Genomic DNA, 15,041 nt, shown 5'->3' with positions numbered 1-15,041 from the left:
TTGCCCAAAACCTGTATGACATGTTTTCTTGAAATGTGTATAACTTTGTGAAATCTTGTCTGTCAATAGCGGTTGACCGCGCGACAGTCGGGAAGGGAAAAGGGTGGTGGATAGCCGAGAAAAACAGCCAGGCTTCGTGTTTGATGCCCAGGATATTGTCGGTGAGAGCCTGGTCTGGGACGACTGCAGGAAGACGCTGGTCTGGGTGGATATTATCGGGCGGCGCATCCACCGGCTCGATCCGGCCACTCTCGATCACGAGAGCTGGCAGACGCCGGACCTCGCAACCTCGATTGGCCTGCGCAGGGATGGTGGCGCAATCGTCGGGCTGCGAAAGGACGTGGCACTGTGGGATTTCGGAGAAACCTTCAGGACGATCGCGACGATCGAACCGGACAGCTCTGACACACGGCTGAATGAGGGTGTGGTCGCCCCGGACGGCTCATTCTGGGTCGGCACCATGGAAAACAATATCGGCCCCGACGATCGTCCACGCGATATCTCGCGAGATGCGGGGCGGATCTATCGCGTCAACACAGCTGGTATCGTCGGGGCGCTCAGTGCCGATCGCTTCGGCATCACCAACACGATGGTCTGGACGGCGGATGATGCCTTCATCACGGCAGACACGACCAAGAACCAGATCTTTCGCTATCACTGGGACAGGGTGCAATCGCGCATAACCGGCAGGCGTCTTTTCTTCTCCGATTTTCCGCGCGGTTTGCCGGACGGGTCGTGCATGGATGTGGAGGGCTATGTCTGGAATTGCCGCGTCGCAGGGGGCGGTTGCCTGGTCCGCATTTCACCTGACGGAGTTCTGGACAAGGTGGTCGAACTGCCCTGCTGCTGGCCGACGAGTTGTGCTTTCGGCGGCGAGAGTTTCGACATCCTCTTCGTCACCTCGGCGCGGTTTACCATGAGCGAGGGACATCTGCGGGCGAATCCGCAGGAGGGCGGGCTGTTCGCAGTGCGCGCAGGCGTTCGAGGAGCCCCGACCAATCGGTTCGGCTGAGATAACTGACGCAGCCGAGAACGGCACGCCAAGTCGGCTACGGCTTTTTTCGATCCTTCCAGGCAAAGCCCCAAGTGTTCCGGTGGTCGCTGGAGCGCTGATGATGGCAATTCATGAAAGCCGGATTCCGCTTGACAGTTTCATAAATATGAAAAAGTCTTAGGTAATTTCAAAATCTCGACGGGCAGGTCGATGTCGACCCTAATTGCAACACAAGCACCGGAGGCCCGGTCTTCGTCCGGTTTCCGGTTCGCCATGCTGCTGCCGGGGGCGCTGGTCACTTTCCTGCTCATCCTGTTTGCGCTCGGCCTGGTGCTCTTCCTCGCCTTCCGCGGCAATGATGGCTCGCTGCTCGGCGTTGGGCTCACCGTCGAAAACTTCGTCACCGTGGCCACCGATCCGCTCTACTGGACGGTGACGCTGCGCTCTCTGGTCATTGCCGGACTGGTGACGCTGGCAACCGTCGTTACCGCTTACCCCGTGGCGTACTATCTCGCCTTCCACGCTGGATCGCGGCGTGGCCTGCTGCTCTTCCTGGTGACGCTGCCGTTCTGGACCAGCTATCTCCTGCGCGTCTTCGCCTGGAAGATCGTGCTCGCCTATAACGGCGTCTTGAACTCGGCGCTGATCGAAAGCGGCATCTGGTCGGAGCCGACATTGGCTTTCCTCAACACGCCGGCGGCGGTGGTCGTCACGCTCGCCCACGCCTACGCGCCTTTCGCCATCCTGCCGATCTATGTGGCGCTGGACATGATCCCGAAATCCCTGCTCGAGGCTGCTTCCGATCTTGGTGCGCGGCCGTTCACCGTGTTTCGTCGCGTGGTGCTGCCGAACTCCATGCCTGGCGTACTGGCGGCCGCGCTCGTCGTCTTCGTGCCGACGGTCGGCGATTATGTTACGCCGGCTATGGTCGGCGGCCCGGCCAGCACCATGATCGGCACGCTGATCCAGTCGCAGTTCGGCAAGGCCAATGACTGGCCGTTCGGCGCGGCTCTCTCGGTCTGCGTCATGCTGGTCATCCTCGTCGTGGTGCTGGTCGCGCGCGGCGCCGACCGAAGATTTGGCAGCCGCACATGAACGCGCAACGCGCCGGCAATAAACGGGATGGCCGCTGGCTCGGTCTCTATGTGCTTGCCTATCTGGTCTTCCTCTATCTGCCGGTCCTGCTGATCCCGCTGTTTTCCTTCAACGATTCCATCCAAGCGGCGTTTCCGCTGCAGGGCTTCACGCTGCAATGGTACGAGACGCTCTATGGCAATCCGGCGCTGTCGGGCGCGCTCTTGAACAGCCTCGTCATCGGCGCCATCGCCGCTTCCGGCGCCACGCTGTGCGGCATCACAGTGTCCTATATGGACCTCTACGGCCGCTCGCCATTGGCCACCACGATCAGCGCCATCGCCCGGCTGCCGATCCTCATCCCCGGTGTCATCGTCGGTATATCGCTGCTGATCCTGGTTAACCTCATTGCCCTTGGACCGTCGCGCGTCGCCATCGTTCTCGGCCACATATTGTTGGCGCTGCCGACGACGGTGGTGATCATGCGCAGCCGTTTCGCCGCTATCCCCAGGACCGTTCGCGAGGCGGCGCTCGACCTCGGCGCCTCCGACTGGACGACGTTCCGGCGCGTCATGCTGCCGCTCAGCCTGCCTGCCGTGCTGTCGGCCTTCATGCTGGCCTTCCTGATCTCCTTCGACGAGTTCATCGTCGTCTTCTTCCTTGCAGGCACCGAGCCGACACTGCCGCTCTACATCTGGAGCCAACTGCGCTTCCCCCGGTCGCTGCCGACCGTCATGGCGCTCGGAACGGTGATCCTGGCCGTGTCCTTCATCATTGCCGGTACAGCCGAGCTCCTGCGCCACCGCGGGCTCGGCGCCGCGCGCCGCAATACAGCCTGACCACAACAATGAAGAGGAGAACGAAAATGAAATTTCTGAAATCGATAACCGGACACAAAGCCCGCGCCGGGCTCGCCGCATTGGCGCTCGCTTTGTCTTCGACCGTCGCGCTGGCCGCCGAAAAGCTGCAATATTTCACCTGGTCGGGTTACGAACTGCCCGATTTCAACAAGAGCTTCCTGGCCGCACATCCCGATGGTGTCGAGGCCTCGATCTTCGGCGACGATGACGATGCCTTTACCAAGGTCAAGGCCGGCTTCCGCCCCGATCTCGCCCATCCCTGCTATGACAAGGTGGCGCGTTGGAACAAGGAAGGCCTGTTGCAGCCGATCGAGACCAAGCGCATCAAGAACTGGGATTCGATCTTCCCGGTGTTCAAGAACCTGCCCGACCTGCAGGCCGGCGACGGCAAGGTCTGGATGGTGCCGTGGGACTGGGGCAACACCTCGATCCTCTACCGCACCGATCTGGTGAAGAACCCTGAGGCGAGCTGGAATCTGCTGTGGGACAAGCAATATACCGGCCGTATGGCGACCATCGACGCTGTCCATGACACGCCGATCGTTGCCGCACTTCTGGCTGGCGTGAACCCCTTCGACATGACGCCCGAGCAGATGGACAAGGTGGCGGCAAAGCTGCGCGAACAGCGCCCGTTGCTATCGAATTACACCACCGACATGACCTCGGTCGAACAGGCGCTGGCCAGCGGCCAACTGGTTGCCGCCATGACCTGGAACGCGTCGGCCACCTCGCTGAAGAAGCAGGGTGTGCCGGTCGAGTTCATGAAGCCGAAGGAAGGCATGCTGACCTGGGCCTGCGGCTTCGTCATGCTGAAGGACGCCAAGAATGTCGACCTCGCCTATGATTTCATGAACAGCCGGCTCGACGCCGATTCGGGCAAATTCCTGATCCAGTCCTACGGCTATGGCAGCTCGCTCTCGACAGCCTTCGCCGGCGTTTCGAAGGAGGAACTGGAAAAACTGCAGCTGCCGTCCGATCCGGAGGTGATGCTGAAGAGCACGATCTTCACCGGACCGATGAAGCAGAATGACGATGTGGCGAAGATGTTTGAGAAGGTGAAGGCGGGGGGGTGACGCTGGTTCTTCCTTCTCCCCTTGTGGGAGAAGGTGGATCGGCGCGCAGCGCCGAGACGGATGAGGGGTGCGTGACGGATCGCCGTTCTTGCCAAGCTGGAACACCCCTCATCCGTCGCCTTCGGCGACACCTTCTCCCACAAGGGGAGAAGGGGGAGCTTATCGATGCTGCGCCGCGCCAATAAAGAGACGAGGACGAATGCATGGACATCCTGGACGAAGGCGCCGAAAAACCGAAGGACGATGCCGACGTTCGCGTCGGCCGTCGCGTGCGGGCGCTGCGGCTTGAGCGCCGCCTGTCGCTGGCCGATCTTGCGGCAAAAGCCGGCGTGTCGATCGGTGCGCTGAGCCAGATCGAGCGCGGCATGTCCTCGCTGCGCGTCAAGGTGATCTGGCCGCTGGCGGCCGCGCTCGACATCGAGCCGTCGGCGCTGATTGCCGATGGCAACGATGCCGTCAACGACCTCTATTGCGTGCGCGCCGACAAAAGGCGGCAGATCCCGGTGAAGTCGGAAGGCATCGCCAAAGCGCTGTTGTCGCCGCCGGGCGCGACATTGACCGGCATGCTGGTGACGGTGGAGGCGGGTGGCGGCACGGCGGAAGCCTATGCGCACGCCGGCCATGAATTCGGCTACGTGCTGGCGGGCGAGGTCGAACTGGTGGTGGATTCGACAAAATACGGGCTGAAGGCTGGCGACTCCTTTGCCTTCAAGAGCACGCTCTTGCACGCCTTCCGCAATCCCGGCGCCGAGCAATGCCAGATCCTGTGGGTCAACACTACGAAGCCGTCCGAGGTTCGCGATGGCGCCTGAACCACTCGTCCGACTGCAGGCGGTCTCGAAAGTTTTTCCCGGCGGCATCGTCGGGCTCGACGCTGTCGATCTCGACATTATCAGCGGCGAGTTCATTACGCTACTCGGGCCGTCCGGCTGCGGCAAGACCACCAGCCTGCGCGTTATCGCCGGCTTCGAAAGTCCGTCCAGCGGCAAGGTGCTGCTCGACGGCCGCGACATCACAGCGCTCAGGCCCTTCGACCGGCCTGTTAATACCGTGTTCCAGGATTACGCACTTTTTCCGCACATGAACGTCGCCGAAAATGTCGGCTTCGGCCTGTCCCTGCGAAAACTGTCGGGCGCCGAGCAGGCAAAGCGCGCCGGCGAAGCCCTGGAGATGGTCGGCCTCGCCGACAAGCTTCGTGCCCGCGTCTCGGAACTGTCGGGCGGCCAGCGTCAGCGCGTCGCGCTCGCCCGCGCCATCGTCTGCGAGCCGCGCGTGCTCCTGCTCGACGAGCCGCTGTCGGCGCTCGACGCACATCTGCGCGAACAGATGCAGGTGGAACTGAAGCGGCTGCAGTCGCGGCTTGGCACCACCTTCGTCATGGTCACCCACGACCAGACCGAAGCGCTGTCGATCTCCGACCGCATCGTCGTCATGAACAAGGGCCGCATCGAGCAGATCGCGCCGCCGGCAACGCTCTATGATCGGCCCGCGACGAAGTTTGTGGCGAGCTTCATCGGCACCATGAATCTCCTGCCGTCGCGCTTTGTCGGCCGCGATGGCGATCGCTTGCGTTTCACCGCCGGCATGCTGCCGTTGGAGGCGATTTCCGAACCCGGCCATTCACCCGGCGAAGGCGAGGTGCGCACCATCGGCGTGCGCCCCGAGGATTTGCTGGCGGTCACCGAAGCCGCGCCGGGCACGGCGCCGGCGCGCGTCAACAGCATCGTCTTTCACGGCCGCACATTGCGTCTCCACGCCGAACTGGGGCAAGGGATGCCGGTGGTAATCGACGCACCGCGGCAGGCCGAGGGTTTTCAATTCAGCGTCGGCGACGTGGCGCATATCAGTCTGCGCCGTGGCGCCAACTGCCCTATGCTCTCCGCATAGGCTGACCATCCATTTCCCATAAAACCGGAGTCTTTCCCTGTGAGCAATCATCTCAACTTCTTCATCGACGGCAAATGGGTGGCGCCCGTGGTGCCGGCGACGCTTGATGTGATCGACCCCTCCACCGAAGAGGCCTACACCAAGATTTCCGTCGGCTCGAAGGCCGATGTCGACAAGGCTGTCGCGGCTGCCAAGGCGGCCTTCCCATCCTTCTCGCAGACCAGCAAAGCCGAGCGCCTGACGCTGTTGAAGCGCATCCTCGAAGTCTACAACGAACGCTTCGAGGACATCGCCCAGGCCGTCAGCCAGGAGAATGGTTCGCCCATCACCTGGGCGCGCGAGGCGCAGGCCTGGGCGGGCAGGGCGCATATGGAAGCCACCATCAAGGCGCTGGAGGATTATGAATTCCAGGAGAAGCGCGGCGGCACCATGGTGGTCAAGGAACCGATCGGCGTCTGCGCGCTGATCACGCCGTGGAACTGGCCCCTCAACCAGATCGTCTGCAAGGTGGCGCCAGCCATTGCCGCCGGCTGCACCGTGGTGCTGAAGCCGTCCGAAATCGCCCCGATCAGCGGCATCGTCTTCTCCGAAGTGATGGAAGCGGCCGGCGTGCCAAAGGGTGTCTACAACATGGTCAATGGCAACGGTCCGGATGTCGGCCAGATCATGGCCGGCCATCCCGATGTCGACATGGTCTCCTTCACTGGCTCGACCCGTGCCGGCATCATCGTCGCCAAGACGGCGGCCGAGACGGTCAAGCGAGTGGCGCAGGAACTCGGTGGCAAGTCGGCCAACATCGTTTTGCCCGACGCCGATTTCGAAACGGCGGTGCGCAAGGGTGTCGAGGGTTGCTTCGGCAACAGCGGCCAGTCCTGCGACGCGCCGACCCGCATGCTGGTGCCGGCTGCCCGCCACGATGAGGCGCTGGCCATCGCCAAGAAGGCGGCCGAAGCACACAATGTCGGCGATCCGCGCAATGAAGAGACCAAGCTTGGCCCAGTCGTCAGCGAGCTCCAGTTCAACAAGATCCAGCGGCTGATCGAGGCCGGCATCAAGGAAGGCGCCACGCTGGTCACCGGCGGCCCCGGCCGGCCTGAGCACCTCAATCGCGGCTACTATGTCAGGCCGACCGTGTTCGGTCACGTCACACCAGGCATGACCATCGAAAAGGAAGAGATCTTTGGCCCGGTGCTGTCGGTCATTTCCTACAATGACGATGACGACGCGGTGAAGATCGCCAACGACACGGTCTACGGCCTCGCCGCCTATGTGCAGTCCGGGGATATCGACCATGCGCGCAAAGTGGCTGGACAGCTGCGTGCCGGGCAGGTCTCGATCAACTATCCGGAATGGGACACGTTCGCACCGTTCGGCGGCTACAAGCAGTCGGGCAATGGCCGCGAATATGCCGATTGGGCGATCCATGATTTCCTCGAGGTCAAGGGCATCATCGGCTACGGGGCGTAGGCTTAGGCTAGTTTGCAAATCGCGGGCGCTGGTGCGGAAGGCACCAGCGCCCGCTTCATTTTCTGCTTGATTTGTTCCTTATTTGTTCTATTTTCCTCGACCGGATACAATTTGCCGAACGAGTTCAGTTATGAGTGGGCAACCTGCATTCGGAACCGCGAAGAACGGCCAGACCTTTTTTCAGTGGAAAGAGTTCGAGAGACATTTCGATGACCGGATATTCTTCGCCATCCTTGCCGAGAACGCTATCGCAGGCCCTCTCGCGCGGAAGGCTGTCGCCCTGGATCGGGAGTTCGGGTTGCAGGGCTGGCTTGTTCCGGAAGACCACATCCATATCTCGCTCGTCGGTCTCGGCGACCATGACGGGTTTCCGCAAGAGTTGGTCGAAACCGCCTGTCGCATAGGTTCGCTCATCGTTGCAAAACCTTTCGAGGTTTCGTTCGATCGCCTATCGGCTTTTGGCGGTGGTTCGCTTGTTCTACGCGGTGGCACTAACAGCAATCCGGCGCTGCAGGAATTCTGGCGCAAACTCACTGCTCTTATTTCCGACAGCCCACTAAGACGCTTTCTCACAAAGTCCATCGAACCGCATGTCACGCTGCTTCGCGATGAAGAGCGTGTACCCAAAATCCGCGAACGATCGATTGATCCGGTCAGCTGGTTGGTCCGGGATTTCGTGCTGATCCACAGTCTCATAGGCAAGGGTGTCTATAAGGAGCACGCACGTTGGCAATTGTCCGGCCAGGACGATTCCCTGGCCGGCATGTGAGAACTGGCCATCACATGGGCGCGCTATATCTATCGTCCTGACACACGTTGTCAGCTGTCGTGCGGTCAAGGGTGGCGCGCCGGCACGCGCTTCCCTACTTCGAGTGCGTCTCAACAGGAGGAACACACATGACCATCGCGGAAATTGCCAAGGATTTCACCGAACTGCTCCAGCAGGGAGATCACGCCGGTGCTGGCGAGAAATATAACGCCGACGATATCGTCAGCTACGAAGCCATGGAAGGGCCAATGGCCGTGGCCCATGGCAAAGAGGCTCTCAAGCAAAAGGGCCAATGGTGGCAAGAGAACCACGAAGTCCACGGTGGTTCGGTCGAGGGCCCTTACATCAATGGCGACCAGTTCGCCGTGCGCTTCAAGTTCGACGTAACGCCCAAGGCCACCGGCGAGCGTGTCACCATGGATGAGGTCGGCCTGTACACGGTCAAGAATGGCAAGATCACCGAAGAGCGTTTTTACTATTAAGGCCGGAAATTCCGCCGGTCGGGAGCCTGCCTTCCGCTCCGGGTTTGGAGAACAAGCATGGCGGCGGGTCACGACGCCCGCCGCGATGTAGGGGTCTAAAATTGGCTTCACCTATTCTGCAAGCTGATCGGCAACCGTGCTCCAGCCGTCGATGAATATGGAGTACGGATCTGAGGGCTGGAAAAGCGCGGAGGGCAGTTTTAGGCTGCCGGACGGATTCGACTGTCAGCCCAAGGAAAGCACGCTTTGACGATCACCATGTACGGCATCACCACCTGCGACACGGTCAAGAAGGCGCGCGTTTGGCTGGAGGGTCATGATGTTGCCTATCGGTTCCATGATTTTCGTGCGGAGGGGCTGGACGCGAAGCGGCTGGATGGCTGGGTCGGCCAAGTCGGCTGGGAAAAGCTGCTCAACAAGGGCAGCACTACGTTCCGCGAGCTGGCGGAGGCAGACAAGCAATCGCTGGACGAGAAAAAGGCCAAGGCGCTGATGCTGGCCAAGCCGACGATGATCAAGCGGCCGGTGCTTGAGGTTGATGGCAGCGTTCTGGTTGGCTTCAAGCCGGAGGCTTATGAGCAGGCGGTGAAGTAGGCGGCGAGACGGTGAAGCTGCGATCTCCCCCCTTGCGAGGGAGATCGGACGTCACCACGGCTTTCGCCAGTCGTCAGTGTTTGCAGGAAGCAAGCACCTTCAACCCGTCCCGCGCAAATACCCCGCCAGCGCCACGGCATTGTTATGCGCCTCATCATGCGCGCCGTAGAGCAGCGTCACCTTGCCCTTACCCAGCAAGCCGCGCAGTTGCGCCACCGCCTCGCCATTCCCATCCAACTCAACGCGGTAGCGCTCCTGAAATTCCGCCCAGCGCGCCGGCTCATGGCCAAACCAGGTGCGCAACGCGTCGCTTGGCGCGATGTCTTTGAGCCATAGCGCCAGCGCGGCATGCTCCTTGCTGACGCCGCGCGGCCAGATCCGGTCGACGAGAACCCGATGCCCGTCATCGGGCGCGGGTGGCTCGTAAATCCGCCTCACCATCAGGTCGAAGGCCATCCGGCCCTCCGTAAGCTGCCCTCAGGCCCACTCGCCCTTGCGCATCACCGGCACCTTGCGGCCGTCCTTGTGGACGCCGTCAATGTCGATCTTGTCCGAGCCGATCATCCAGTCGATGTGGATGAAGCTCTTGTTGCCGCCGCGCGCGGCGATCTCGTCCTGGCTGAGCGAGGCGCCGTTGACGAAGCACTTCGAATAGCACTGGCCGAGAGCGATGTGGCAGGCGGCGTTCTCGTCGAACAGCGTGTTGAAGAACAAAAGCCCGCTGGCCGAGATCGGCGAGGAATGCGGCACCAGCGCCACTTCGCCCAGACGGCGCGATCCCTCATCGGTGTCGAGCACTTTCTTCAGCACGTCCTCGCCCTTCGAAGCCTTGGCCTCGATGATGCGCCCGCCCTCGAACCGCACCGAAATCTCGTCAATCAGCGTGCCCTGGTAGGACAGCGGCTTGGTCGAGGAGACATGGCCTTCGACCCGCCTTGCATGCGGCGTGGTGAAGACTTCTTCTGTCGGGATGTTAGGGTTGCAGGTGATGCCGTTCTTGGCCGTCGAGGCACCGCCCATCCATTCATGGCCGTCCGCCAGCCCGACGGTGAGGTCGGTGCCCGGGCCGGTGAAATGCAGCGCGTGGAAATTGTGGCCGTTGAGCCATTCAGTGCGGCCGCGAAGTGCTGCATTGTGCGCCGTCCAGTTTGCGATTGGGTCTTCGACATCGACCCGCGAGGCGGCGAAAATGGCATCGGCGAGCTTGACCACGGCGACATCGTCGGCATCGCCAGGGAAAACCTGCTTCGCCCAGGCCAGGTCCGGATAGGCGACGATGTTCCAGTTGATGTCGAAGCCGGTAATCTTTTCCAGCGCCGGCTGATAGGCCATCGAGTTTGCCTTGTTGGCGCGCGCCACTTTGGCTGGGTCCTGCGCCGACAACAGCGAGGGATCCTCGCCGCGCACGGCAAGCCTGGCCGCATTGTTGGAAAAAGCCTTTGCCATGCCTTCGTATAGCCAGCCGGCGGCGTGGTCGAAACCGGCGTCCGCCCCGAAGCGGTAGCGCGCAAGCGTCATCTCGTCATCGTTGAAGATCGGCGTCACCAGCCCGGCGCCGGCCTTGTATGCGTGTTCGACGATCCGCCTGGTCAGCGGCAGGGCGGCGATCGACGAGGTCAGCACCAGATCCTGTCCAGGTTGCAATTGCAGCCCGACCTTGATGGCGACTTCCGCCAGCCTGTCCAGCTTCACCGGGTCGATCGTTGCGGAAACGCCGCGCGTTTGTATGGTCATGATCCTGCCTGCCATGATGTGAGGTCCGATACTTTACATAGACCGGCGCCACCGTCCTTTCCACCGCGATTGCGCTGGGCCAGTTCAGGCCATGATCCCGAAAAGTGGAAACCGGTTTTCTCGGACAAACGATTTTCGTTTGTCCAGAGATCATGGTCAACCAAAAGAGATAGAGCCCCATTCCGATTCAATCGGGATGGAACAGGCTCTAAGCCGCGCTTTCGAGCGATCCGAACTGGGCCATCGTCGCAACGATCTCTTCCCTTATCCAGGCCTTGAAATCCCGGACCTTGCGGCTTTCCGCCTTGGCCGACGAGGTCACCAGCCAGTAGCCAAGCCCGCTCTGGGCGCGGATGCCGAATGGCGCCACCAGCCGCCCATCGGCCAGCGCATCCGCCGCCAGCAATTGCCAGCCCAGCATCACGCCATGGCCGGCAATCGCCGATTCCAGACACAGCATCGGGTCGGTGAAGCGCGCGCCTTTCTGGAAGGTGACCGGTGGAACACCGGCGGCAGTGAACCAGCTCTCCCAGTTGATCATCGCCCGCTCGTCGGTGATGGCGCAGGTCAGGGCGAGGTCCTCGACCGACTTTAGTTTTCTTGCGATTACCGGTGCGCAGACCGGGAAAACTTCCTGCGCCAGGAGCAATTCCGCTCGCCCTTCCGGCCATTTGCCGTCGCCAAGCCGGATGGCGATGTCGACGTCGGAGCGGTCGAGATTGGTGAGCCGCACCGTCGCGTCGATGCGTAGCAGCACGTTGGGATGGCGGTCGAAGTGGCGCGACAGCCTGGGCAGCAGCCATTTCGAGGCAAAGGCGGGCGCCACCGAAACCACCAATGTGCTTTGGGTGGCTTCGTCAGCCAAAGCCACAGCCTGAGAAAGCTCGCGAAACCCCGTACCGAGACGGGCCGCGAAGACGGCGCCGAATTCGGTCAACACAAGACCGCTCGCCGTCCGCTCGAAAAGCGCCTGGCCGAGCTGCTTTTCGGTGCGGCTTATCTGCTGGCTGACGGCACTGACGGAGACGTTGAGCTCACCGGCGGCCGCAGCGAGCGAGCCGAGGCGGGCGACGGTTTCGACGGCGCGAAGGCCGTTGAGATGGACGCGGTTGAGCATGGCCATTTGAGATTTTCTAAACCGTTGCGGCTGAAATCTCAATTGAAAGACGCACCGAAACGGCAGACTTTATCGATGGTACAAGCACCCGGGAGCCGGAAATGCTGAACATGCTGTCATCGCTGAAGGTCCTGTTCGCCGTGGGCGCGCCGCATGTGCCTCGCTCCGAGAGCGACACGCAGAGATGGCTGACCGATCCGCTGTCGCATCCGGTGCTGAACACCATATCGGAGCGCGAACTCGGCGATGTGCCGTTCAGACTGACGGCGCGGCGAACCGTGCATGAGACCAACCCCTTGCACGCCGGTTTCGGTGGACGCTGCTGAGTGGACGCCGCACCCTCCGCCTTAAGGAAAACTCGGGCATAGCGAGACATGCGTTAGGCCCACTGGCCCAACGAAAGATGGATTGTCTCAGCGATCCCCGCATTTATTGTGCGCTGCAATGACATCCATCACCTCAACAGCGCTGCGCTTCACCGTCGCCGGCATGATTGCGATGGCTGTCGCCATGGGCATCGGCCGCTTCGTCTACACGCCGATTCTGCCCGGCATGATGGAAGAACTGCACCTGTCGCCGGCCAATGCCGGGTGGATCGCCTCTGCCAACTATCTCGGCTACCTCGTCGGCGCTCTGGTGGCGGCGGGTGGTTGGGCGCATGGCCGCGAGCGTCTGCTCATGCTTGGCGGCCTTGGCGCCAGCACCGTGCTTGCCGCCTTGATGGGATTGTCCGACACCATGGTCGCCTTTCTCGTCATCCGCTTTCTGGCCGGACTGGCCAGCGCCTTCGTCATGGTGTTCATGGCCAGCATCGTTTTCAGCCATATCAATGCCGCCGGTCGTGGCGACCTGCAGGCGTGGCATTTCGGTGGCGTCGGTCTCGGCATTGCAATCTCGGCTGCGATGATGGCGGTGCTGGTCACCGAACATGCCGGCTGGGCATCTGGCTGGTTGTGGTCGGCGGCAATCTCGGCTTGTGGCTTCGTGGTCGTGGCGCTGCTGGCCAATGAAGGTCCGCTCGTCAGTGGAAAAACCGTCCGGGAGCCGGCCCTGCCGAAAGACCGGTCGCTGATGAAGATCATCGTCGCCTATGGCCTGTTTGGCTTCGGCTATGTGGTGACGGCGACATTCCTGGTCGCCATTGTGCGGCAAGGCGGCGGCAGTCGTGTCTTCGAGGCCATGGTGTGGATGGTCGCCGGCCTTGCCGGCTTTCCCTCGGTCTGGCTCTGGCAGAAGATCGCCGCCCGGATCGGGCTTTGCGCGGCCTATGCTTTGGGCTGCCTCATCGAAGTGGTCGGTGTCACGGCCAGCGTGGCCCTCGGCGGCGTCATCGGGCCATTGCTTGCCGGGCTCTTGCTCGGCGGCACTTTCATCGCCGTCACCGCGCTCGGTCTCCAGACCGCGAGGCTACTGGCACCAAAGGCGCCGCGGCGCATCTTTGCCTTGATGACGGCATCATTCGGCCTCGGCCAGATCATCGGCCCGATCGTCGCCGGGCTTCTCGCGCAGGCGTCAGGCAATTTCTTCCTCGCCTCGATCGTCGCCGCTGCCGTGCTGATGGTCTCCGGCGTCATCATATGGTCGGCCGCGCCAAAATCGCCATGATTTGTGGTCTTGCTCTACGCAGGGCGTCGGGCAGGCATTTTCTTTCCCCCTAATGTGTGACTTTATGCCCGCCAAACCCCGCTGATTTGCGCCTCGAGCAAGGAATTCGCCACAGTGTTCGTATCCTTCTTCCCGCAGCCGAAGCTGTTCTTCTCTTCGGCCGCCATCTGGAGCCTTGCGGCAATCCTGTTCTGGTTTTTCGGTGGTGAGCAACTAGGCGCCGTCTTCGGACTCCCGCCCGCCGCAGCAGACGCGCCGCCGATCATCGGCATTGCAATCCTGGTGTCGAAGCCGTTCCTCTGGTTTTACGCATACTTCGTGGTCTGTGTCGCCGTCTTCTATGCGTTCTGGAGCTGGTATTCTCCGCATCCATGGCAGCGCTGGTCGATCCTGATGACGGCGGTCATCCTGTTCTTCATCTATTTCAATGTGCAGGTCAGCGTCGCCGTCAACGCCTGGTACGGCCCGTTCTTCGACTACGTTCAAGGCCTGATGTCAGGGACCGGAAAATCGACCAACGGCGAATTCTACACCGGACTGGCCGATTTCTCGTGGCTGGCACTGGTCGGCATGAACGTGCAGGTGGTCAATGCCTTCATCGTCAGCCACTGGATCTTCCGCTGGCGCACGGCGATGAACAATTATTTCATCGAGAACTGGGGCAGGCTGCGCCATATCGAGGGCGCTTCGCAGCGTATCCAGGAAGATACGATGCGGTTCTCGCAGATCATGGAGGATCTCGGCTCCAGCTTCGTCCAGTCGATCATGACCCTGATCGCCTTCCTGCCGGTCATGATCCAGTTGCAGGCCCATATCAGCGAGCTGCCGATCATCGGCGCAGTCCCGCAGCCTCTGGTGATTGCAGCGCTTGCCTGGTGCCTGTTCGGAACCATCTCGGTCATGGTTGCCGGCTTGAAACTTCCGGGGCTGCAGTTCCGCAACCAGCGCGTCGAAGCCGCGTACCGTAAGGAACTGGTCTATGGCGAGGATCATGCGGACAGGGCGCAGCCGGCGACCACCGCCGAACTGTTCGAAAATGTTCGTCACAACTATTTCAGGCTCTATTTTCACTACATCTACTTCAACGTTGTCCGGTACACCTACCTTCAGGCCGACAACATTTTTTCGCTGTTGATCCTGGGTCCGTCGCTGGTCGCCCACAAGATAACCTTCGGCGCCCTGAACCAGATCTCAAATGCCTTCGGCAAGGTGACGGGTTCGCTGCAGTTCCTGCTCACCTCCTGGTCGACCATTGTCGAGCTTCAGTCGGTCCACAAGCGCCTGCGCGCCTTCGAGGCGACGCTGCTGGGCGAGCCGTTGCCTGATATCGACCAGCGCTATCTGGCAAGGCAGGGTGCCGAAGATCCGGCCTAAGAAAAGCTTGA

At 61.5% G+C, this 15,041-nt stretch carries 16 protein-coding genes; 13 read left to right on the top strand and 3 right to left on the bottom strand.

Annotated elements, in window-relative coordinates:
• Positions 1 to 106: 106 nt before the first annotated feature.
• The 10 genes from A3A9_RS0107730 to A3A9_RS0107685 all read left to right on the top strand — a co-directional run bounded on the left by A3A9_RS0107730 (position 107) and on the right by A3A9_RS0107685 (position 9,200).
• A complete protein-coding gene (locus A3A9_RS0107730) occupies positions 107 to 1,012 on the top strand; it encodes an SMP-30/gluconolactonase/LRE family protein (RefSeq protein WP_027058267.1) in 906 nt (301 codons plus the stop codon).
• Positions 1,013 to 1,204: 192 nt separating this feature from the next.
• Positions 1,205 to 2,089, top strand: coding sequence for an ABC transporter permease (locus A3A9_RS0107725; protein ID WP_082221942.1), 885 nt, complete (start codon positions 1,205 to 1,207; stop codon positions 2,087 to 2,089).
• The gene (locus A3A9_RS0107720) at positions 2,086 to 2,907 is read left to right on the top strand and encodes an ABC transporter permease (RefSeq protein ID WP_027058265.1); all 822 of its coding nucleotides are present in this window, start codon (positions 2,086 to 2,088) and stop codon (positions 2,905 to 2,907) included. Before A3A9_RS0107725 ends, A3A9_RS0107720 begins: the two co-directional genes overlap by 4 nt.
• 26 nt (positions 2,908 to 2,933) lie before the next feature.
• Positions 2,934 to 4,001: an ABC transporter substrate-binding protein gene (locus A3A9_RS0107715; protein ID WP_027058264.1), complete on the top strand. Its 1,068-nt coding sequence runs from the start codon at positions 2,934 to 2,936 to the stop codon at positions 3,999 to 4,001.
• 203 nt (positions 4,002 to 4,204) lie between these two features.
• A complete protein-coding gene (locus A3A9_RS0107710) occupies positions 4,205 to 4,813 on the top strand; it encodes a cupin domain-containing protein (RefSeq protein WP_027058263.1) in 609 nt (202 codons plus the stop codon).
• Positions 4,803 to 5,888: an ABC transporter ATP-binding protein gene (locus A3A9_RS0107705; protein WP_027058262.1), complete on the top strand. Its 1,086-nt coding sequence runs from the start codon at positions 4,803 to 4,805 to the stop codon at positions 5,886 to 5,888. The genes A3A9_RS0107710 and A3A9_RS0107705 overlap by 11 nt, the downstream gene beginning before the upstream one ends.
• 39 nt (positions 5,889 to 5,927) lie before the next feature.
• A complete protein-coding gene (locus A3A9_RS0107700; protein WP_027058261.1) occupies positions 5,928 to 7,355 on the top strand; it encodes an aldehyde dehydrogenase family protein in 1,428 nt (475 codons plus the stop codon).
• 130 nt (positions 7,356 to 7,485) lie between these two features.
• Positions 7,486 to 8,124: a 2'-5' RNA ligase family protein gene (locus tag A3A9_RS0107695; protein ID WP_027058260.1), complete on the top strand. Its 639-nt coding sequence runs from the start codon at positions 7,486 to 7,488 to the stop codon at positions 8,122 to 8,124.
• Between the two features lie 128 nt (positions 8,125 to 8,252).
• Positions 8,253 to 8,606: a nuclear transport factor 2 family protein gene (locus tag A3A9_RS0107690; RefSeq protein WP_027058259.1), complete on the top strand. Its 354-nt coding sequence runs from the start codon at positions 8,253 to 8,255 to the stop codon at positions 8,604 to 8,606.
• A gap of 246 nt (positions 8,607 to 8,852) precedes the next feature.
• Entirely contained in the window at positions 8,853 to 9,200 is a 348-nt protein-coding gene (locus A3A9_RS0107685; RefSeq protein WP_027058258.1) for an ArsC family reductase, read from the top strand.
• A gap of 99 nt (positions 9,201 to 9,299) precedes the next feature.
• Here A3A9_RS0107685 and A3A9_RS0107680 read toward each other — a convergent pair whose 3' ends face one another.
• The 3 genes from A3A9_RS0107680 to A3A9_RS0107670 all read right to left on the bottom strand — a co-directional run bounded on the left by A3A9_RS0107680 (position 9,300) and on the right by A3A9_RS0107670 (position 12,057).
• A complete protein-coding gene (locus A3A9_RS0107680) occupies positions 9,300 to 9,656 on the bottom strand; it encodes a DUF488 domain-containing protein (RefSeq protein WP_027058257.1) in 357 nt (118 codons plus the stop codon).
• A 21-nt stretch (positions 9,657 to 9,677) separates the two neighbouring features.
• Entirely contained in the window at positions 9,678 to 10,934 is a 1,257-nt protein-coding gene (locus tag A3A9_RS0107675) for an aminopeptidase (RefSeq protein ID WP_027058256.1), read from the bottom strand.
• A gap of 208 nt (positions 10,935 to 11,142) precedes the next feature.
• Complete coding sequence (locus A3A9_RS0107670) at positions 11,143 to 12,057, bottom strand: LysR substrate-binding domain-containing protein (RefSeq protein ID WP_027058255.1); 915 nt, start codon at positions 12,055 to 12,057, stop codon at positions 11,143 to 11,145.
• A gap of 95 nt (positions 12,058 to 12,152) precedes the next feature.
• On the opposite strand from A3A9_RS0107670, the gene A3A9_RS0107665 reads away from it, so the two are divergent.
• The 3 genes from A3A9_RS0107665 (at position 12,153) to sbmA (ending at position 15,030) form a co-directional block, all read left to right on the top strand.
• On the top strand, positions 12,153 to 12,377 hold the full coding sequence (locus A3A9_RS0107665) for a hypothetical protein (protein WP_027058254.1): 225 nt from the start codon (positions 12,153 to 12,155) through the stop codon (positions 12,375 to 12,377).
• Positions 12,378 to 12,495: 118 nt separating this feature from the next.
• Positions 12,496 to 13,656 carry a YbfB/YjiJ family MFS transporter gene (locus tag A3A9_RS0107660; RefSeq protein ID WP_027058253.1) on the top strand — a complete coding sequence of 387 codons (1,161 nt, stop codon included), beginning with the start codon at positions 12,496 to 12,498 and terminating at the stop codon, positions 13,654 to 13,656.
• A gap of 114 nt (positions 13,657 to 13,770) precedes the next feature.
• Positions 13,771 to 15,030, top strand: a complete 1,260-nt coding sequence (sbmA, locus tag A3A9_RS0107655; RefSeq protein ID WP_027058252.1) for a peptide antibiotic transporter SbmA — start codon at positions 13,771 to 13,773, stop codon at positions 15,028 to 15,030.
• Positions 15,031 to 15,041 lie beyond the last annotated feature (11 nt).

Source organism: Mesorhizobium loti CJ3sym (assembly GCF_000472785.1).
GTDB classification, from domain to species: Bacteria; Pseudomonadota; Alphaproteobacteria; order Rhizobiales; family Rhizobiaceae; genus Mesorhizobium; species Mesorhizobium loti_E.
This window is presented reverse-complemented; position numbering and strand designations above follow the sequence as displayed.

Bases quoted from the DNA above. Each gene is read 5' to 3' on its own strand.
- A3A9_RS0107695 (WP_027058260.1), top strand. From the start codon at position 7,486: ATGAGTGGGCAACCTGCATTCGGAACCGCGAAGAACGGCCAGACCTTT.
- A3A9_RS0107670 (WP_027058255.1), bottom strand. From the start codon at position 12,057: ATGGCCATGCTCAACCGCGTCCATCTCAACGGCCTTCGCGCCGTCGAA.
- A3A9_RS0107725 (WP_082221942.1), top strand. From the start codon at position 1,205: ATGTCGACCCTAATTGCAACACAAGCACCGGAGGCCCGGTCTTCGTCC.
- A3A9_RS0107675 (WP_027058256.1), bottom strand. From the start codon at position 10,934: ATGACCATACAAACGCGCGGCGTTTCCGCAACGATCGACCCGGTGAAG.
- A3A9_RS0107680 (WP_027058257.1), bottom strand. From the start codon at position 9,656: ATGGCCTTCGACCTGATGGTGAGGCGGATTTACGAGCCACCCGCGCCC.
- A3A9_RS0107665 (WP_027058254.1), top strand. From the start codon at position 12,153: ATGCTGAACATGCTGTCATCGCTGAAGGTCCTGTTCGCCGTGGGCGCG.
- A3A9_RS0107710 (WP_027058263.1), top strand. From the start codon at position 4,205: ATGGACATCCTGGACGAAGGCGCCGAAAAACCGAAGGACGATGCCGAC.
- A3A9_RS0107705 (WP_027058262.1), top strand. From the start codon at position 4,803: ATGGCGCCTGAACCACTCGTCCGACTGCAGGCGGTCTCGAAAGTTTTT.
- A3A9_RS0107715 (WP_027058264.1), top strand. From the start codon at position 2,934: ATGAAATTTCTGAAATCGATAACCGGACACAAAGCCCGCGCCGGGCTC.
- A3A9_RS0107690 (WP_027058259.1), top strand. From the start codon at position 8,253: ATGACCATCGCGGAAATTGCCAAGGATTTCACCGAACTGCTCCAGCAG.
- A3A9_RS0107660 (WP_027058253.1), top strand. From the start codon at position 12,496: ATGACATCCATCACCTCAACAGCGCTGCGCTTCACCGTCGCCGGCATG.
- A3A9_RS0107720 (WP_027058265.1), top strand. From the start codon at position 2,086: ATGAACGCGCAACGCGCCGGCAATAAACGGGATGGCCGCTGGCTCGGT.